At 68.6% G+C, this 18058-nt stretch carries 15 protein-coding genes; 7 read left to right on the top strand and 8 right to left on the bottom strand.

The window, feature by feature from the left end; genetic code table 11:
• Positions 1–136: 136 nt before the first annotated feature.
• On the bottom strand, positions 137–3124 hold the full coding sequence (locus AC1Q87_RS15625; RefSeq protein WP_492609836.1) for a TonB-dependent receptor domain-containing protein: 2988 nt from the start codon (positions 3122–3124) through the stop codon (positions 137–139).
• 294 nt (positions 3125–3418) lie between these two features.
• On the opposite strand from AC1Q87_RS15625, the gene AC1Q87_RS15620 reads away from it, so the two are divergent.
• Together AC1Q87_RS15620 and AC1Q87_RS15615 are read left to right on the top strand one after the other, a co-directional pair.
• Positions 3419–5005 carry a putative 2OG-Fe(II) oxygenase gene (locus AC1Q87_RS15620; RefSeq protein ID WP_492609835.1) on the top strand — a complete coding sequence of 529 codons (1587 nt, stop codon included), beginning with the start codon at positions 3419–3421 and terminating at the stop codon, positions 5003–5005.
• A 132-nt stretch (positions 5006–5137) separates the two neighbouring features.
• Positions 5138–6412: a dicarboxylate/amino acid:cation symporter gene (locus AC1Q87_RS15615; protein WP_492609834.1), complete on the top strand. Its 1275-nt coding sequence runs from the start codon at positions 5138–5140 to the stop codon at positions 6410–6412.
• On the opposite strand, the gene AC1Q87_RS15610 is transcribed toward AC1Q87_RS15615, so the two are convergent.
• From AC1Q87_RS15610 to AC1Q87_RS15595, 4 genes are all read right to left on the bottom strand, one after another.
• A complete protein-coding gene (locus AC1Q87_RS15610) occupies positions 6409–7464 on the bottom strand; it encodes an alpha/beta fold hydrolase (RefSeq protein ID WP_492609833.1) in 1056 nt (351 codons plus the stop codon). The two genes, AC1Q87_RS15615 and AC1Q87_RS15610, sit on opposite strands and share 4 nt — an antisense overlap.
• A 69-nt stretch (positions 7465–7533) precedes the next feature.
• Positions 7534–8505: a CorA family divalent cation transporter gene (locus AC1Q87_RS15605; RefSeq protein WP_492609832.1), complete on the bottom strand. Its 972-nt coding sequence runs from the start codon at positions 8503–8505 to the stop codon at positions 7534–7536.
• 69 nt (positions 8506–8574) lie between these two features.
• On the bottom strand, positions 8575–8724 hold the full coding sequence (locus AC1Q87_RS15600) for a hypothetical protein (protein ID WP_436060488.1): 150 nt from the start codon (positions 8722–8724) through the stop codon (positions 8575–8577).
• 65 nt (positions 8725–8789) lie between these two features.
• Positions 8790–8930: a hypothetical protein gene (locus AC1Q87_RS15595; protein WP_492609831.1), complete on the bottom strand. Its 141-nt coding sequence runs from the start codon at positions 8928–8930 to the stop codon at positions 8790–8792.
• Between the two features lie 104 nt (positions 8931–9034).
• Here AC1Q87_RS15595 and AC1Q87_RS15590 point away from each other — a divergent pair, with 104 nt between their 5' ends.
• Positions 9035–9433, top strand: a complete 399-nt coding sequence (locus tag AC1Q87_RS15590; RefSeq protein WP_492609830.1) for a GFA family protein — start codon at positions 9035–9037, stop codon at positions 9431–9433.
• Here AC1Q87_RS15590 and AC1Q87_RS15585 read toward each other — a convergent pair.
• Positions 9430–10515 (bottom strand): Ca2+-dependent phosphoinositide-specific phospholipase C, encoded by a 1086-nt coding sequence (locus AC1Q87_RS15585; protein ID WP_492609829.1) that lies wholly within the window; start codon positions 10513–10515, stop codon positions 9430–9432. The two genes, AC1Q87_RS15590 and AC1Q87_RS15585, sit on opposite strands and share 4 nt — an antisense overlap.
• Positions 10516–10535: 20 nt before the next feature.
• Positions 10536–11021, bottom strand: a complete 486-nt coding sequence (locus tag AC1Q87_RS15580; protein WP_492609828.1) for an NUDIX hydrolase — start codon at positions 11019–11021, stop codon at positions 10536–10538.
• Positions 11022–11151: 130 nt separating this feature from the next.
• Here AC1Q87_RS15580 and AC1Q87_RS15575 point away from each other — a divergent pair, with 130 nt between their 5' ends.
• Together AC1Q87_RS15575 and AC1Q87_RS15570 are read left to right on the top strand one after the other, a co-directional pair.
• On the top strand, positions 11152–12783 hold the full coding sequence (locus tag AC1Q87_RS15575) for an EAL domain-containing protein (protein ID WP_492609827.1): 1632 nt from the start codon (positions 11152–11154) through the stop codon (positions 12781–12783).
• Entirely contained in the window at positions 12783–13286 is a 504-nt protein-coding gene (locus AC1Q87_RS15570; protein WP_492609826.1) for a GNAT family N-acetyltransferase, read from the top strand. Before AC1Q87_RS15575 ends, AC1Q87_RS15570 begins: the two co-directional genes overlap by 1 nt.
• A gap of 2 nt (positions 13287–13288) precedes the next feature.
• On the opposite strand, the gene AC1Q87_RS15565 is transcribed toward AC1Q87_RS15570, so the two are convergent.
• Positions 13289–15136, bottom strand: coding sequence for a DUF885 domain-containing protein (locus AC1Q87_RS15565; protein ID WP_492609825.1), 1848 nt, complete (start codon positions 15134–15136; stop codon positions 13289–13291).
• A 187-nt stretch (positions 15137–15323) separates the two neighbouring features.
• On the opposite strand from AC1Q87_RS15565, the gene AC1Q87_RS15560 reads away from it, so the two are divergent.
• The gene (locus AC1Q87_RS15560) at positions 15324–16337 is read left to right on the top strand and encodes a fatty acid desaturase (RefSeq protein ID WP_492609824.1); all 1014 of its coding nucleotides are present in this window, start codon (positions 15324–15326) and stop codon (positions 16335–16337) included.
• Between the two features lie 86 nt (positions 16338–16423).
• Positions 16424–18055, top strand: a complete 1632-nt coding sequence (locus AC1Q87_RS15555; protein WP_492609823.1) for an acyl-CoA synthetase — start codon at positions 16424–16426, stop codon at positions 18053–18055.
• The last annotated feature ends 3 nt before the right edge of the window (positions 18056–18058 follow it).

Genomic DNA, 18058 nt, shown 5'->3' with positions numbered 1-18058 from the left:
TTTCTTTTGCGCCGCCTCGTCGGCGACGATCGCGCAACAGAAAGGGCGCCGGCCTTTCGACCGACGCCCTTCACCGCCAAGGACGCAGCGGCTTGTGGCGACAGGGACGGTGGGGCCGCCCCTGTCTCCGTTAATCCTAGAAACGCTTGCGCACGCCCACGTAGTAGGTGCGGCCCATGACGTCGTAGTTCTGTTGGTCGTAGTTGTACTCGGTGTCGCCAGCCTGCGGCGGGTTCTGGTTGAGCAGGTTGTTGACGCCAAAGCGCAGGTCGGTCTCCCACGGCAGCTTCACGCGGCCGTTGAGGTCGAAGATGTTGTAGGCCTTCACACCGCGGGCGGTGCTGGTCGGGGTGACCACCGTGGCCGAGTTCTTCATCTCGCTGATATAGCGCCAGCGCAGGCCGACGCTGGCCGGGCCGCGGGTGTAGGTCGCCGAGGTGACCGACTTCCACTCCGGGTGAGCCTGACCGGCGCTGGTTTCGACGGCCGTGCCCCAGGTGCCGGCGTAGTCGTAGGTCGCCGCGTTCGGCAGGTTCTGGATCTTGAACTGGTCAAGCCAGCCGATCGAGACGTTGAACGCCAGCGAGCCGGCGTCGTCGCTCAGGCCGACGTCCATCAGATCGATGTTCCAGTCGAACTGGAAGTCGATGCCGGTGGTTTCGAACTGACCAAGGTTCTGCAGCGGCTGAACCGGGTTCAGCGGGACGCCGGACGCCGTGTTACGGGCGATCAGCTGGCAGTAGTAGTTGGTCGGATCGAAGGTCGGGTTCGCGCCGCCCGCATTGTAGCAGAACTGGAACGAGTTCTTGATCGGCAGGCTGCCGACGGCGTCCTTCACCTTGATGCTGTAGTAGTCGATCGACGCCGACATGCGGCTCAGCAGCGGGTGCTCGAACGGCGACTGGATGACCGCGCCGAACGAGAAGGTGTCGGCGGTCTCTTCCTGCAGGTCCGGGTTGCCGCCGGTGAGGGCGAACACCTGCGCGGTGCCCAGCTGGTAGCTGTCGATGATCGCGGTCGGGACGCCTTGGGCCAGGCAGAGCGCCCGGACCTGAGCGGCGTTCGCACCCTGACGGAACGACGAGCGGACGTCGCAGGGGTCGCCGTCGGTGTTGGTCGGACCGGCGGTGCCGATGGCGACCGAACCCGTCGAAACCGGCGCGTAGAGTTCGCCGACGCTCGGGGCGCGGATGGCGCGGTTATAGCCGCCGCGGAAGCGCAGGCTGTCGATCACCGACCAGTCGAAGTCGATCTTGTAGGTGCTGATCGCGCCGACCGACGAGTAGTCCGAGAAGCGGTAGCCGAGGTTGGTGTTCAGCTCCTTGACGAACGGCACGTCCTTCACGAGCGGGATCAGCAGTTCGCCGAAGGCTTCGTAGGTGTCGACCGAACCGGAGGCGTCACGCAGGACGCTGTAGCCCAGCACGTCCGAGGTGCCGTCGGGCTGGTTCAGCTGGCTGTCCGGGGTGAAGGTGTACTCGTTCGAGCGATAGTCGACGCCGGCCGCGAAGCGGATCTCGCCGGCGGGCAGTTCGAACAGGCCGCCCTGGACGCTGGCTTCGACGATGCGCTGTTCCAGTTCGTTCTGGTTCAGCGTGCGGCGGCTGATGTAGCGGATGCAGTCGTCCGACGGCGTCAGATTGCCGAAGGGATTCCAGCCGCCGGCGCAGTACTCGGTGCCGCCGGTCGGGCTGCGGAGCAGTCGGCTCACCGCGCTGGCGCTGGCGCCGCCGGTCTGCTCGTTGTCGAACTTGGCCTTCGAGAACGAGGCGTAGGCGTCCCACGTCCAGTCCTTGAAGCCGACTTCGCCCGACAGGCCGCTGGTCAGCTGATAGACGGTGTACTCGTAGCGCTGGATCCGCGGACCCAGGATGTTCAGCGCCTTGTAGAAGGTGAAGTCGGCGCCGGGGGTGGTGCGCGAGGCCAGGATGCCGCGGAAGTCGGTCGGGATGAACGGGTTCGAGACCGGGACGGTCAGGCCATAGACGTTCGAGGCCAGGGTCGGGTTGGAGATGCCGACCGACTCGTAGTCCGTGAACGTGAACTGCGTGAAGAACTTGATGTTGTCGGTGACGTCGTAGTCGATCTTGCCGAACACCGAGTAGCGGTCGAGGTCCGACTGCATCGAGGCGCCGTCGTAGCCGAAGTTGACCTGCTGCTGGGTGCCCGAGGCGTTCGAATTGACGATGTAGGCGTCGTTGGTCTGCGGGTCGCGGAAGTTCTGCACCTTCACGCCGGCCGTCGAGAAGATCGACTGGTCGGTGTTGAAGCCGATCTGGCCGGTGTAGCGGAGGGCGGCGTTGCCCGGCAGGGCGGCCGTGCCGTACTTGCCGACGAACACGCCGTTTACGGCGGCAAGGGTCGGCAGGTTGGCGCCGAACAGCACAGTGCCTTGCGGAATGGTCGACAGGCCCGGCGTCGTCAGGCGGAAGACGTTCCAGTCGCGGGCGCTCTGCAGGGCGATGTCGCGGTTGGTGTAGTCGACCGAGATCACCGCGCGGCCGCGGCCCTCGTCGAACGCCCGACCGGCGGTCAGCGAGGCCTTGAAGGATTCGCCGTCACCGTGTTCCGAGATGCCGTACTGGCTGTCGATGGTGATGCCTTCGAAGTTGCGCTTCAGGCGGAAGTTCACGACGCCGGCGGTGGCGTCCGAGCCGTAGGCGGTCGAGGCGCCGCCGGTGATGACTTCGACGTTCTCGATCAGGGCTTCGGGAATGGTGTTGAGGTCGACCGAACCGTCCGGGTTCGACGGCTGCAGGCGACGGCCGTCCATCAGGATCAGGGTGCGCTTGGCGCCGAGGCCGCGCAGCGAGGCGTACGACTGACCGCCGTTCAGGCCGGTCGAGGTCGAGCCGGTGTTGCCCTGACCGAACGAACCGGTGAACTGCGGCATCTGCGACAGCGACTTTTCGACGGTGACCTGGCCGGTGTTCTCGATGGCCGCTTGGCCGACGGACACGATCGGGCTGTTGGCGACGTAGTCGGGCCGGGCGATACGCGAACCGGTGACGACCACTTCTTCAACCGCGGTGGTCGTATCTTGCGCATGGGCCACCCCGCCGGCGAGCAGCGCGCCGTAGGCGACGCCCCCCACCATCAGCCACTTCAAAGAACTCGAATTCATCCGTCCGCCCTTGTTATTTGACGACGCACCCCTCGCGCGTCCGGACCCCAAGACGCAGGGGTTCCAAGGACCCACATGTCCGATCTGTAATTTTTCGCAGCGCGGCGCCGCGGCCTTCCGGAGTGCGGCTTTTGCGCCGCGCCTGATCGCCCGGCGCCCACTGGACAGGCGTGCAGCGTGCTTCGCACAATGGGCGCGCACGCTCGCGCGCCGAGCTCGCGAATGCTCAGTGAACGGAAGTTGAGACGCTTGCTCGCCGCCCCGCCCCCACTCCCGGCCGCAACCGCCCAGGCGTTGGATCAGGCGCGCGCCCTGGGTCGCGCCGGCCGGCTGCCGGAAGCCGAACGGCTGTATCGCGCCGTGCTCGTGGGCGACCCGGCCTGCGCCCAGGCCGCCGTCGCCCTTGCGCGGCTGCTGACCGGGCAAGGCCGCGCCGCCGAGGCCGAGATGCTCGCCCGGCCGTTCGCCCAGGGCGAGCGCCCGTGGCATGAGGCGCTCTCGGCGCGAGGCGCGGCGCTGAAGGCGCTCGACCGCAAGCCGGAGTCGCTGGCCGACTATCAGCGCGCTGCGGAGCTCAACTCGGGCAGCGGCGTCGCCGCCCACAACGTCGCCTCCGGGTTGGGCGACGCGGGCCGCGACCGCGAGGCCGCAGCCGAAGCCGAACGGGCGTTTTCGCTCGGACTCGACGCGCCGGAGACCTGGCTCGTCTACGGCCGGGCGCTGCAAGGGCTGCGGCGGTTCGAGGAAGCGGAGGCCGCGTTCCGCAACGCCGTCGCCCGGCGTCCGGCCTATGCCGACGCCCTGCGCGATCTTGGCCAGCTGATCTGGATGCGCTCAGGCGACGCGGCCTTGGCGCTGGCCCCCATCGACGCCGCCCTGACCACCGCCAATGCCGCAGTGCGGCCGATGCTGGCGGGCGTGAAGATCCGGCTGCTGAACCATGTCGCCGGCGAAGCCCAGGCCCTGGCTTTCGCCCAGGGCGCGCTGGCGGCCGCTCCGGGAGATCCGCGACTGGCGCTGGAGACCGCGGCGCTTTCGCTGCACACCGCGCCGGAACGCAGCCGCGAGCTCTGCGCCGCGGTGCTGGCCCGCAGCCCCCGCGATCCGACCGCGCGCCGGGCCATGGCCCATGCCTGTCTGGCGCTGGGCGACACGACCGAGGCCGCCCGCATCGCCGAGCAGCTGCTGATCGAGAACCCCGTCGACCAGGAGGCCGCCGCCGCCCTCGCCACGGCCTGGCGGGCGGCCGGCGACGCGCGCTACCGCGGCCTCTGGGACTACGGCGCGCTGGTGCGCGCCCAGACCATCGACACGCCCGATGGGTGGAGCAGCCTGGAGGCCTATCTCGCCGACCTGCGCGTCGCGCTGGCTGAGCTGCACGCCCTGCAGGCCCATCCGGTCGAGCAATCGGTCCGCGGCGGCACCCAGACCTCGCAGAACCTGCTCGCCTCCGAGCATCCGGTCATCCGCGCCTTCTTCCAGGCGGTCGAAGGCCCGATCGCCGCGTATCGCGCCGCGGTCGGCGGAGGCGACGACATGTTCCGCAGCCGCAACGGCGGCGGCCACCGCGTGCTGGGCGCATGGTCGGTGCGGCTGCGGCCCGGCGGCTTCCACGTCGACCACATCCATCCGCAGGGCTGGATCTCCTCGGCCTGCTACATCGACGTGCCGCAGGCACTGGGAGACGAAGCCGACCGCGCCGGCTGGCTACGCTTCGGGGCTCCGCCGATCCCGACCCGGCCGACGCTGGAGGCCGAGCACTTCGTGCGGCCGGAGCCCGGGCTGCTGGCGCTGTTCCCCTCGTACATGTGGCACGGCACCGTCCCGTTCGGCGGCGACCAGGTGCGCACGACCATCGCCTTCGACATCGCCCCGACCTAGGGCTCGCCCACGGAAAGGTTATGGCCGGGCGACGATTTGGCATGAGGCGCCGAGCCTTGCGTGCGTCTTGATGGAAAGTCGGAATTCGCGGCCCGCCCGCGCCGACCGCTTTCCACGAGCCGTGAGCCGCCTATGAACCGCCGTTTCGCCCTGCTGATCGTCCTTTCCATGGTGCTCGGCGTGGGGGTCGGGTGGGCCTGCAACCAGTTCCTCAGCCCCGAACAAGCCAAGGGCGCGGCCGAAAACCTGTCGCTGATCACCGACGTCTTCCTGCGGCTGATCAAGATGATCATCGCGCCGCTGGTGTTCACCACCCTGGTGGCCGGCATCGCCCACATGGAAGACGCCGCAGCCGTCGGCAGGATCGGCGCCAAGACCATGGGCTGGTTCATTTGCGCCTCGATCGTCTCCCTGCTGGTCGGTCTCCTCATGGTCCACCTGCTGCAGCCGGGCGCCGGCCTGCATCTGGAGACCGCGGCCGCCGCCGCGCCGACCGCGGCCAGCACCGACGCCTTCACGCTCAAGGGCTTCATCACCCACCTGGTGCCGACCTCGATCGTCGACGCCATGGCCAAGAACGAGATCCTGCAGATCGTCGTCTTCTCGCTGTTCGTCGGCACCGCGGTCGCCGCGGTCGACGACCGTGCGCCGGCCGTGGCCGTCCTGGTGGAGCAGGGCGCCCAGATCATGCTGAAGGTCACCGAGTTCGTGATGAAGCTGGCCCCGCTGGCGATCTTCGCGGCGCTGGCCTCGACCATCGCGACGCAGGGCCTGGCGATGCTGGCGGTCTACGGCAAGTTCGTCGTCGGCTTCTATGCGACCATGGGCGTGCTGTGGGGGCTGCTGTTCATCGCCGGCTTCTTCGTCATCGGAAGGCGCGTGATCCCGCTGTTCGGCGTGATCCGCACGCCGGCCCTGCTGGCCTTCTCGACCGCCAGCTCGGAAGCAGCCTACCCGCGCATCCTCGACGCCCTACCGAAGGTCGGCGTGCGTCGTCGCATCGTCTCGTTCGTGTTGCCGCTGGGCTACTCGTTCAACCTCGACGGCTCGATGCTCTACTGCACCTTCGCGACCATCTTCATCACCCAGGCGCACGGCGTGCACCTGACGGTCCAGCAGCAGATCTTCATGCTGCTGCTGCTGATGGTGACCTCGAAGGGCATCGCCGGCGTGCCGCGCGCCTCGCTGGTGGTGATCATGGCCACCCTCACCTACTTCGGCCTGCCGGAAGCCTGGATCGCCATCGTGCTCGGCGTCGACCACCTGCTCGACATGGGCCGCTCGGCGACCAACGTGGTCGGCAACTCCGTCGCCGCCGCGGTGGTGGCCAAGTGGGAGGGCGAGCTCGAGGACATCGAGGACCAGGATCCCGACGCCCCCGGCGAGCCCGCCAAGGCCAACGCCTAGCCGGCCGCCGGCCTGGTCCAGGCGCAGACGCCCAGCGTGGCGCCGGCCTTGAGCATCTGATCGGCATGCGCCTTGGGAACCGCCCGCGAGCGGCCCGAGGCGCAGACTACGGTGAGCTGGGAATGCCCGGCCACATCCAGCAGCAGCTGGTCCCAGTGCCGGTACTGCACGTCGTGCCCCTCGCCCGGGTAGAGGCGCATCTCGACCACGTTCGACAATTGCGCCTTCCACCGCTCGGCGGTGTCCGCGGTCACCAGCTTGTCGGCCGAGCCCTGATAGATGAAGGCCGGCGCCTTCACCGCGGAGAGGTCCGGAGCCGGTCCGCAGTAGCGCATGATCTCCGCCACCTCCGGCGCCGGATCGCCCATCTGGCCGCGAATGTAGAAGGCGCGCGCGCCCTCGTCATAGGCGCGGTCGGCGAAGCCGGGGATCTGGTGGGTGGGGCTGTCCTTCGGAAAGCCCCACCAGACCTTCGGGTTTTGCACCTGGGCCTTCATGACGCCGGTCAGCTGCTCGGCGCTCAGCTTGCAGATCGGATCGCCGTCCGGACGCTGGGTGGCCGCGGCCAGCAGGTGCAGCGAGATGAAGCGTTCGGGCATCGCCGCGGCGACCTGCGCCATGTACGGCCCGCCGCCGGAGATCGCGACGCCGGCCATCCGCTGGACGCCCAGGTGGTCGAGCACCGCCCGCACCTCGGCGACATAGTCGCCATAGCCCCAACCGGCGGCGATCGGACTGTCGCCGAAGCCGTTCCGCTCCACCGTGATGAACCGCAGCTTCAGCTGCTTGCGCATCGACTTGAGGAATTCGGTCATCTCGAACGCCCGGGCGCTGGTGCCCGTGCCGCCGATGAACAGCACCGGCCTGAACCCGGCCTCGCCGGTGTCGGTGAAGTGGACGGTGCGGCCGTCCGCGGTCTTCACGGTTTGAACCGCCGCGCCGAGATCGTCGAAAGCGATGGGCAACTCCCCGACCTTGGCGACGGTGGGCGCTTGCGCATGCGCCCCCGTGGCCAGCAGACAGGCGGCAAGGGTCAGGCTCAGCAGTTTCACGGCGTTCTCTCCCCGGTCTTTGACGACCACTGAGACCAGTTCGCCGCGCCGTGCCAGGGCGCCGTGGCGTCAGGACATGATGCGCATGCGCCGCAGCAGCCAGTAGGCGCCTCCGACCACGGCCAGGCAGAGCCCGCAGGCGACCGCGAAGCCGACGTGCGAGGCGGCGAACGGCATGCCTTCCAGGTTCATGCCGAAGGCCCCGACGATCACCGTCGGCGGGATCAGCAGGCTCGACATCACGGTCAGCGCCTTCATGCTGCGGTTGGTGGCGCTGGTTATCTGGGTGTCGATCTCTTCGTGGATCAGCCGGGCACGCTCCTGCAAGCTGGCCGCCTCGCGGTCGAGGTCCTCGGCCTCCTGCGCCAGGCGCGGCAGCTGTGAGGACAGCGCCTCGACGCCATGGACGGCCCGCGGGGCGCAGGCGCGGTGCAGGGCGCTGCGCAGGCCGAGATACTCCCGATGGTCGCGCGACAGTCCGCGGCGGGTCGGGCCCAGCTTCAGGCCATCGATTTCCCCGTGACCGTTCAGCATGCGGTCTTCGACGCGGTCCAGGGCCTCGGCGGCGGCGTGCAGCCGCATTTCGGAGACGTCGACATAGCGTTCGATCAGGCGGATCGCCGCCTCGGCCGGCGACTCCAGCAGCTCGCCCCGCTCGGCCTCCCGCCGCACTTCGTCGACGACGCGCAGGGCCTGGCGACGGGCGGTGATAAGCCGACGGCCGCTGAGGGCGAACATCAGGCGGCCGGCGCCGTTGGCCCGGCCGTCCAGATCACGCTCGAAGTCCGGGAGGACGCCGTAGGCCCAGGCGCCGCTGAACTGGATCTGCACGCGCTGTTCGGTGCGCAGGATCATGTCCCGCGCCGCATCCGGCATCTCGCTGAAGTCCTGCAGATACAGCCGCGCCCGCTGGTCGCTCAGCGGGAAATGGGTCCAGACCCAAGCGTCGGGGAGTTGTAAGTCCAGAACGGCGTCGGTCAGCGGCCGCGCCTGGCCGCCCTCGAACACATACGCCCACAGAAAGGCGCTGGCCTGCACCATGGATCGACGACCTCCCGAGCGCTGCTCGAAGCGGTCATGCGACGCGGACGTGACAGGCCGATGACAGCCCTAGCCGACCATGCCGCGCAGGAAGACCACCGTCTCGACGGCGGCGTAGAGAACAGCCCCGATGACCACGAAATCGAAGGCGCGACGCGCCAAGGTCAGCATTGGATTGCGCCGCACGACCGGCGCCTCTTCGGCGAAAGTGAACCGCATTGTGTCCTCCGTTGGGACGTCTTGCCCTGTCGGAGAACGGTGACCGCAAGCTGCGGGCCAAGTCGCTACTTGGCCAGCATCGCCCAGCTCCAGAGGCCGAGACACGCAAACAGCAGGGTCCACATGAAGACGCGCAGAAGGACCCAGCCGCTGGGCGGCGGCTTACGCGGCGACGGCTCCTCGTACTGGATCGAAAAACGGGTCATGCGCGGAGGGATAACAATGTTCCGTCAAGGTCCCGTAAACGGTTTTGGTTAGTTTCTGCGCCCTTAACCCTAATGCTCGCGTCAAGGTTTCAAGGAGTTGACCAATGCACGCCGGATCCTGCCTCTGCCGCGCCGTTCGCTACGAGGTGGACGGCGATCTGCCGCCCATCCAGCTCTGCCATTGCAGCGACTGCCGTAAAGCCCAGGGCGGTCCGTTCGGCGCCAATATCCCGTTGGAGACCGCCAATTTCCGCCTGCTCAGCGGCGAGGATCAGTTGACCGCCTACGAGTCGTCGCCGGGCAAGGAACGGGTGTTCTGCCGCCGCTGCGGGGGCCCGCTGTTCAGCCGCCTGGCCAGCAAGCCAGGCGCGATGCGGCTTCGCGCCGGCACGCTCGACGCGCCGTCCGGCGCGACCTTGGGCTTCCACTTCTACGTCGACTCCAAAGCGCCGTGGTGGCCGATCACCGACGACCTGCCGCAGTATCCGGACGCTCGTCCCTAGCGGAGCGGATTGGGCCGTGCGACGCCGCCGCCAGGGAGTTCGACGCGGTAAGTCCCGAAGCGCGCGTCCGGCGACATGTAGTCGGTCGAGACGAACTGCGCGCCCGAGGCGAACGCCGCCTCGCGGCGAGCGCCGTCGCCGCTGCGGGCTTCGACCGTATCGGCGTCGGCGCGGGTGCGCACGATGATCCCCGCCTTCACCGCCGCGGCGATGCGGGCTGCCTGCTGCTGCGGCTCGTTCAGCGTGATGTAGCCGGCCGCCGGCGAGGTTTCGTCGATGTTCACGAACATCGCCCGCCCTTCGAGAGAGCGGCGCTGACCGCGATAGACGGCGACCTGCTCCGGCGGCGCATCGAGCGCGAACATCACCTTGCCGCGCGCCGCTTTCAGCGTCGGCCAGGCGCCCGCCGTCACCGCCTCGCGAAGGCTGGCGTGGCGGCCCTGGACGCTGTCGGGCGTGATCAGGCCGCGCTCGGCGAACACCGAGCGGATCTCGGCGTCGACCGCATCCATCGCCGCCGCGTCGAAGGCCAGCGGGTCGACCGTCCCCGGGACCTTCAGCCGGTCTTCCTTGAGGTTCAGCAGCACCAGGATCGGCAGATGGTCGGGGTGCGCCTTCGACCAGTCGGCGATCTGCCGCAGGCAGTCCGTGAACCGCGGGCAGCTCGAGCGGTAGTCGATGTCCTGGACGTGCATCACCTTCATGCCCGGCGCACGCAGCGGTTCTTGGTCGTACGGCAGATCCGGCGCCATCTTCATGGCGAGGGGCGAGGCGTAGCGCCCGCCCTGCGGGTCGTTCAGCAGGTCGAGTTCGAGTTGCCTCGCGCCGGCGTCGAGCTGCGCGGCCAACGGCGGATGCGCATAGTCGAGCCCGTCGGCCTGCTTGCGGTCGACCGCGCGCAACAGCGCCATCTGCTTGGGCGCGATCGCCTGCTTGTAGGAGTTGTGGGTGCCGACGGCCTGCAGGTCGTTGAGCTTCAGGGCGTCGACCGCGTCACGCGCGCAGCCGGGCCCGCCGCTAGGCTTTTCGAGATCGCAGCCCGTGTGGATAGCTGCGGCCGCAGCGATGGCGGTGATGATCATCTGTTCCCCCCAGCGCGCCGTCAATCGATGCTGATGACCAGCGGCTCGTCCGGATGCTCGCCCCTGGCCGCCGCGCCGATCAGCTCGCAGAACCGTTCAGGCCAGATACGGTCGCTGGTGGCGGCGATCTCGTCCAGGCTCCACCAGCGGATGTCGTCGATAAGGTCGCGTTCGTACTGCTCCCACCCATCGCGGGTCGGTTCGCCGCCGCGGCATCGCGCGACGATGTAGCTTTCCTTGAACAGCACCGTCTCGCCGGTGACCAGCGCGCTGACGGACTCGCGGACCCAGATGATCGGGCCGAGCTCCACGCCCTCGACGAAGCCGGTCTCCTCGGCGATTTCGCGCATCGCCGCCTCGATCAGCGTTTCGCCGGGCTCCACCCCGCCGCCCACGGTGAACCATGACGAGGTGTGAGCCGGGCGGTTCGGCAGACGCCCCTTCAGGAGCAAAATGCGGCCGCTGTCGTCGAACAACAGCACCCTCGCCGTCGGTCGTTCGCGCATTCACCCCTCCGAAATACCTAGGGCGACAAGCCCCCGCGATCCGCCGCATTTATGGCGAACCTTGGTCTCAACGTGAAATTAATCGCGTCGGTAAAGTATGCGGCGCTTCCCGCGGGATGGAGCCCACCGCTTGTCACTTGCCCCTCAGCGCCTGCTCGGCTTCGCGTTCGCGAGCGCAGACCTCCTGCTGGAGATGGCGCCGGACGGCCGCATCGCCCTGGCGATCGGGGCGAGCGAGGCCCTGTCCGGGTCGGCGGAAACCGATCTCGTCGGCCGCGCCTGGCGTGATTTCATCGACCCGCGCGATCGCATGATGGTCGCGGCCCTGCTGAGCGGCCTCAAGGACGGCGGTCGCGGCGGACCTATCGTCGTCGGCTTGGCCGGTGAGAACGACGGCGACCGCGCCGCTTCGATGACCGCCTTCAAGATGCCCGGCAACGGCGGCGCGATCTCCTGCGCTCTGAGCCGCGCCCAGCCCAAGACCCGCCACGACCTGCATGACAAGTCCGGCTTCGAGGCGGCCACCGGCGCGTTGATCGAGGCCGCGCGCGCCACCGGCGAAGAGCTGGAAATGGCGTTTCTCGAGTTCGGCGGCCTGGAGACCCTGCGCGACCGGCTGGGGCCCGAAGCCTTCATGGCGTTGGAGCAGCGCCTGATCGGCGGATTGCGCGCGCAATCGCACGGCGGCTCGACGGCCGCCAGCCTCGGCGCCGACCGCTTCGCGCTCGTCCGCCAGAAGGGTGAAGGCGTCGACGCCCTGGTCCAGCGTCTGATCGCCGGCGTGACCTCGGACTCCGCCTCGGCCCTGAGCGCCAACGCGCGGCTGATGAGCCTGCAATCGACCGCCTCGCCGGCCCAGCTCGCCCGCGCCATCCGCTACACGCTGGACAACTTCATTTCCGAAGGCGTCGGCGACGGCTCATCGCTCGACCTCAACGACATGGTCGACCGCTCGATCAAGAAGACCCTCGCCGACGTCGGGGTGCTTGGCGCGGCGGTGAACGACAAGCGCTTCCGGCTCGTCTACCAGCCGGTGGTGGACCTCAAGGCCGGATCGGCCCTGCATCACTACGAAGTGCTCGTCCGCTTCGGCGACAGCGCCAGCCCCTATCCGATGATCCGCATGGCCGAAGAGCTCGACATGATCGAGCCGCTCGACATCGCCGTGGTCGAGGAAACGATCGTCCGGCTCTGCGCCGAACCGGACCTGAAGCTGGCCGCCAACGTCTCCGGCCGCACGATCATCAGCCCCGCGTTCATCAACGCCGTGCGACAGATGCTGGCCAAATCGCCGAACGTCGCCGGCCGGCTGCTGCTGGAGATCACCGAGAGCGCCGCCATCGACGACCTAGCCCTGGCCGACCGCCATCTCTCGGCGCTGCGCCAGGAGGGCTGCATGGTCTGCCTGGACGACTTCGGCGCCGGCGCCGCGTCGCTGGCCTATCTGCAGCAATTGACCCTCGACATCGTCAAGATCGACGGCCGCTACATCCGCGAACTGCAGCACGGCGGCCGCGAAAGCACCTTCATCCGCCACCTGGTCCGCATGTGCGCCGAGCTGAAAGTGCGGACCATCGCCGAGATGGTCGAGAACGCCGCCGCCGAAGACGCCGTCCGCCGGGCCGGCGTCGACTTCGCCCAAGGCTGGCTCTACGGCGCGCCAAGCGAGATCCCGGCTCGCAGCCCCGCGCCCGTCCCCGCCGTCGCCTCGGCTCGCCGCCCTGCAGCCCGCCGCGTCGGATCGGTCGATAGCTGGGGCTGATGGTCCAGCCGCGTTTTACGACCGATCGCCTCATCTTACGGCCGCGTCAGGCCAGCGATCTCGACGACAGTATCGCGATCAACTCAGACCCTGAGGTCATGCGCTATCTCGGCGCGGTCTGGCCGCCGGAGCGCCAGCGCGCACACCTGTCGGCCCAGATCGACACCGACTTCGGCGAAGGCCTCGGATACTGGAGCCTGTTCGAGCAGACCGCGCCCGAGCGCATGCTGGGCTGGGCTCTCCTCACGCCCCTGCCGGGGACGGACGACGTCCAGATCGGCTATCGCCTGCGCCGCGACGCCTGGGGCCGCGGGATCGCCACGGAAGCCGCGGCTCGGCTGATGGAGCACGGCTTCTCGACCGTGCGCTTGCCGGCTCTGGCCGCGACCGTGCATCCCGAGAACCGGGGCTCCCAGCGGGTCATGGCGAAGCTGGGGTTCGCGGACGTCGGAAGCTACGAGGCCGGCGGCAAGATCGAACGTCTCTACCGCCGTCTCGCCTAGGGTCAGCCGCGCGCGCCGGCCACGTACTGATCCACCACCGCCTCGAGCACGGTCAGCGGCATCGCCCCTGACAGCAATCCAGCGTCGTGGAACTTGCGGATGTCGAAGCTCGCGCCGAGGGCGGACTTCGCCTTCTCGCGCAGCCGCAGCCACTCCAGCTTCCCGACCATGTAGCTGCACGCCTGGCCGGGCCAGACGACATAACGTTCGATCTCGGTCGTCGAGGCGGTGGTCGGGGTGCCGCTGATGGTGGTCATCGTCTCGATGGCCTTCTCGCGGCTCCAGCGCTTGGCGTGCATCCCGGTGTCGACCACCAGGCGCGCGGCGCGGAACAGCGCCGCCTGGATGTAGCCGATCTCGCCGCGCGGATCGCCCTCGTACACGCCCATCTCACGGGCCAGTTCCTCGGCATAGAGCGCCCAGCCCTCGCCATAGGCCGACAGGAAGGTCGCGCGGCGGATCATCGGCAGGTCAGCCTCCTGCTGCAGCGACAGCTGCAGGTGATGGCCCGGCACGCCTTCGTGGTAGGTGATCGTCGGCAGCGCCCACTTCGGATACTCGGCCGTATCGCGCAGGTTCAGCCAGTAGATGCCGGGCCGCGTGCCATCCAGGCTGGGCTGGTTGTAGTAGCCGCCCGGGGCGGCCGCCTCGATCGCCTTGGGCACCCGCTGGATCTTGAGCGGGGCCTTGGGCAGCGTCCCGAAGTACTCCGGCAGGCGCTTGCTGGTGGCGGCGACCAGATCCATCAGGTCGGCGATCAGCTTCTCCTTGCCGGCGTCCGTGTTCGGGTAGTGGTAGCGCTTGTCCTTGTAGAGCGCCTGGATCCGCTCGCCGACCCCGCCCTTGGTCAGGCCTTGGCCCTTCAGCAGCTCATCGGCCCGCGCCTGCAGCGCCTTGGCCTGCTCCAGACCGATGTTGTGGACTTCATCGGCGCTCAGCCGCGTCGTGGTCGAGCCGTGCAACGCCTGCTCGTAATAGGCCTGTCCGTCCGGCTGGCGCCAAACGCCGGCGTCGTGCCAGGCCTTGCCCTGGACCTCCTTGAACAGCGCGATCTGGCGCTCCAGCGCCGGCGCGACCTGCTCGGCGTAGATCTTGGCCGCCTGACCGGCGTAGTCGCCGGCGATGCCCTTCTCCTGGGCGCGGCGCGCCACCGAGGTCACCAGTCCCGAAGCCTCGGGCGCGACCAGCATGCCCTGCATCTGCGGCAAGGCGCGGGCGATGATGAAGTCCGGCGGGATCACGCCGGCTCCAATGTCCTTTCGGGCCCGCTCGACCTCGTCGTCGATGACCTTGGCGAAGTCGGCCAGGCGCGAGAGGTAGGCGTCGGCGTCTTCCTTGGTCTCGATGCGGTGCTGGTTGTCGAGCCAGTCCGGCGTCGATTGGTACGAGCCGTTGAGCTGCGAGATCGTGTACGGCTGCCCAGCGCCCAGAAAGCCGTAGTCAAAGCGCTGGTTGGCCGCCTCGGCGGTCTCCAGGTTGAACAGCACGCTGTCGTAGTTGACGCCCGCCATACCCGTCAGCGCGCTGCGGTCGATGCCCTTCAGCTCGCCCAGTTGGACCGTGTTCAGCGCCTTGGCGCGAGCCTTCTCGGCCAGCGAGGCGTCGTCGAGCTTGAACTTGGCGGGCGCGCGGGCGCCCTTGTCGAGGCCGAGCCCGGTGACCAATTGCGGCGAATCGTCCAGCGCCTGTTCGAAGATCTTTTCCAGGAAGGCGTTGAGCTGCGCGGCCGCGTCAGGCGCCGCCGCAGCGGGCTGGGACGTGACGACGGCGGGGGCCGCTGCCTTGCTGGCGCAGCCGCCCAGGACGGCCAGCGCGCCGGCGGAAAGAAGAAGTTGTCGGCGACTGTGCATGTCCGCCCCCCAAAATGTCACAAAGTGATCGGACACTACGGGGGACGTCGCTCCCGCGACAAGAATATGGGCATGGCGCGGCCAGATAATTCGCCGTAATGCGGGCCGCCGCGTTCAAGGTGCTGTCGCAGAAGCACCGCATTCTGGCGGCAGAACGCCATCGCCCCCGTGACGGAAACTGGACCTCGTGACCGATCCCAAGCCCGCCGACTGGAGCCGCAAGCTCGCCGCGTACAAGCGCCCCCGCCTGTCGCGCAGCATCTTTGAACTGGTGCTGACGGCCTCGATCCTGGCCGGCCTGTGGGGCCTCGGCTGGGCCGCGTTCCACTTCGGGTTCTGGTGGCTGGCGCTGTTGCTCGCCGTGCCGGCGGCGGTGTTCCTGGTTCGGCTGTTCATGATCCAGCACGACTGCGGACACGGCTCGTTCTTCGAGGACAAGGCCGCCAACGACTGGGTCGGACGCGCCATCGGCCTGCTGACCCTGACGCCCTACGACTACTGGCGGCGCACCCACGCGATGCACCACGCGACCTCCGGCAACCTCGATCGCCGCGGCCTGGGCGTGATCGAGATGCTGACCGTCGAGGAGTATCTGGCCCTGTCGCCGATCCGCCGGCTCGGCTACCGGCTCTACCGCAATCCGGCGGTGATGTTTGGCCTCGGCCCGACCTTCGTCTTCTTCCTGCAGCAGCGTCTGCCGATCGGCCTGATGAAGGACGGCTGGCGGCCCTGGGCCTCGACCCTCGGCAACACCGCGATCGCCGCCGTCGGGGTCGGGGTGATGATGTGGCTGCTCGGCGTGGCGCCGGTGATCCTCGTCAACTTCACCACCATGGTGATCGCCGCCACGATCGGCGTCTGGCTGTTCTTCGTGCAGCACCAGTACGAGGGCGTGTCCTGGTCGCGGAACGGCGAGTGGAAGCGCGACGACGCCGCCCTGCACGGCAGCTCGCACTACGACCTGCCCCAGCCGCTGCGTTGGCTCACCGCCAACATCGGCATCCATCACGTGCATCACCTGTCGGCGCGCATCCCCTTCTACCGCCTGCCGCAGGTGCTGAAGGACCATCCCGAACTGCACGACGTCAGCCGCATCGGCCTGTGGGACAGTTTCAAGAACGCGCGCCTGGCCCTCTGGGACGAGCACGCCCAGCGTCTGGTCTCGTTCCGCGACATCCGCGGCCTGCACCGCGCGGCCTGACGCCCCTGCCCTGGGGTCAACGTTGACACCTAGCCGTCGCTGACCCCCAACTTCCTCCCAAAATAAAGACATTGGGAGGTGACGTCGTGAGCGCGTGGACATTCGCTGACGTCTGGGAGGCGATCGCCGCCAGACAGCCTGACCATCCGGCCCTGATCCAGGGCGATCGCGTCGTCACCTGGGGTCAGTTCGACGCCCGCGCCGACGCTCTGGCCGCCCACCTCGTCGATTACGGGATCACCGCCGACGCCAAGGTCGCCGCCTACCTCTACAATGGCCCAGAATACCTCGAGACCTACTACGCCGCCTTCAAGGCCGGGGTCGCGCCGATCAACACCAACTATCGCTACGGCGGCGACGAGCTGACCTATCTGTTCGACAACGCCGACGCCCAGGCCGTGGTGTTCCACGCCGGGTTCGCCGAGACGCTGGCGCCGCTGCGCGCCAAGCTGCCGAGCGTGAAGCGCTGGATCGCAGTCGCCGAGCCCGGCCACCCGGTCCCCGACTGGGCCGACGATTACGACCAGATCGTCGCCGCGCCGCCAGCTCAGCGCCCGGTCAAGGCGCCCTGGGGCCGCTCGCCCGACAACCTGCTGCTGCTCTACACCGGCGGCACCACCGGCATGCCCAAGGGCGTGATGTGGCGCCAGGACGACCTGTTCAACGTCATCGGGTCCGGCGGGCACGCGCTGATGGGCCTGCCGCCGCTGGAAGCGGTCGGCGACCTCGACGCGCGGCTTGGTACCTATCCGTCGCCGACCACCCTGGTCTGCTGCCCGTTGATGCACGGCACCGGCCAGTTCTCCGCCTTCATCACGCTCAACATCGGCGGCGCGGTCGCCAGTCTCCCCTCCCGGCACTTCAACGCCATGGAGCTCTGGGACGAGGCGGTGCGGCTGAAGGCCGACAACATCGTCATCGTCGGCCTGGCCTTCTCGACGCCGATGCTCGAAGCGCTGGAGGCCAACCCCGGCCGCTGGGACCTGTCGAACGTCAAGGCGATGAGCTCGTCCGGCTCGATGTGGAGCCAGGAGAACAAGCGCGGCCTGCTCAGCCATGCGCGCAACGCCATGATCATGGACTCGTTCGGCTCGTCCGAGGCGGTCGGCCTGGGGGCCTCGGCCTCGGCGCCCGGCGCCGAAGCGGCCACGGCGGCCTTCATGCTCGGTCCCAACTGCGCCGTGTTCACCGAAGAGGGCCGCCGCGTCGAGCCCGGCTCGGGCGAACGCGGTCTGGTCGCCGTCTCCGGCTTCCTGCCGGTCGGCTACTACAAGGACCCCGAAAAGAGCGCCAAGACCTTCAAGACAATGGAGGGCCAGCGATGGAGCGTTCCGGGCGACTGGGCCGAGGTCAATCTCGACGGCACCCTGAAGCTGCTCGGACGCGGCAGCCAGTGCATCAACACCGGCGGCGAGAAGGTCTTCCCCGAAGAGGTCGAGGAGGCGCTGAAGACCCATCCGTCGGTGCGCGACGCGGTGGTGGTCGGCGTGCCGGACCCGCGCTTTGGCGAGCGCATCTGCGCGGTGGTCGAGGCCGAGCCGAGCGCCGATCCGCCCAGCCTGGAGGACATGGCCGCCCACGTCCGCTCACGCCTGGCCGCCTACAAGGCCCCACGCGAACTGGTGGTGGTGCCCAGCATCGGCCGGGCCCCCAACGGCAAGGTCGACTACAAGGCCAGCCGCGACCGCGCGTTGGCGGCGTTAGGCGTGGGGGCCTAGCGC

It is taken from the genome of Phenylobacterium sp. GW823-FHT02A09 (genome assembly GCF_058797775.1).
The sequence above is the reverse complement of the archived record's forward strand: the minus strand, read 5'-3'. Positions and strand labels throughout refer to the sequence as shown.

What these genes read in the sequence shown, in the direction of transcription:
- AC1Q87_RS15615 (WP_492609834.1), top strand. Translation starts at nt 5,138, where the DNA reads ATGAACCGCCGTTTCGCCCTGCTGATCGTCCTTTCCATGGTGCTCGGC.
- AC1Q87_RS15605 (WP_492609832.1), bottom strand. Translation starts at nt 8,505, where the DNA reads ATGGTGCAGGCCAGCGCCTTTCTGTGGGCGTATGTGTTCGAGGGCGGC.
- AC1Q87_RS15585 (WP_492609829.1), bottom strand. Translation starts at nt 10,515, where the DNA reads ATGATCATCACCGCCATCGCTGCGGCCGCAGCTATCCACACGGGCTGC.
- AC1Q87_RS15565 (WP_492609825.1), bottom strand. Translation starts at nt 15,136, where the DNA reads ATGCACAGTCGCCGACAACTTCTTCTTTCCGCCGGCGCGCTGGCCGTC.
- AC1Q87_RS15580 (WP_492609828.1), bottom strand. Translation starts at nt 11,021, where the DNA reads ATGCGCGAACGACCGACGGCGAGGGTGCTGTTGTTCGACGACAGCGGC.
- AC1Q87_RS15570 (WP_492609826.1), top strand. Translation starts at nt 12,783, where the DNA reads ATGGTCCAGCCGCGTTTTACGACCGATCGCCTCATCTTACGGCCGCGT.
- AC1Q87_RS15600 (WP_436060488.1), bottom strand. Translation starts at nt 8,724, where the DNA reads ATGCGGTTCACTTTCGCCGAAGAGGCGCCGGTCGTGCGGCGCAATCCA.
- AC1Q87_RS15625 (WP_492609836.1), bottom strand. Translation starts at nt 3,124, where the DNA reads ATGAATTCGAGTTCTTTGAAGTGGCTGATGGTGGGGGGCGTCGCCTAC.
- AC1Q87_RS15590 (WP_492609830.1), top strand. Translation starts at nt 9,035, where the DNA reads ATGCACGCCGGATCCTGCCTCTGCCGCGCCGTTCGCTACGAGGTGGAC.
- AC1Q87_RS15595 (WP_492609831.1), bottom strand. Translation starts at nt 8,930, where the DNA reads ATGACCCGTTTTTCGATCCAGTACGAGGAGCCGTCGCCGCGTAAGCCG.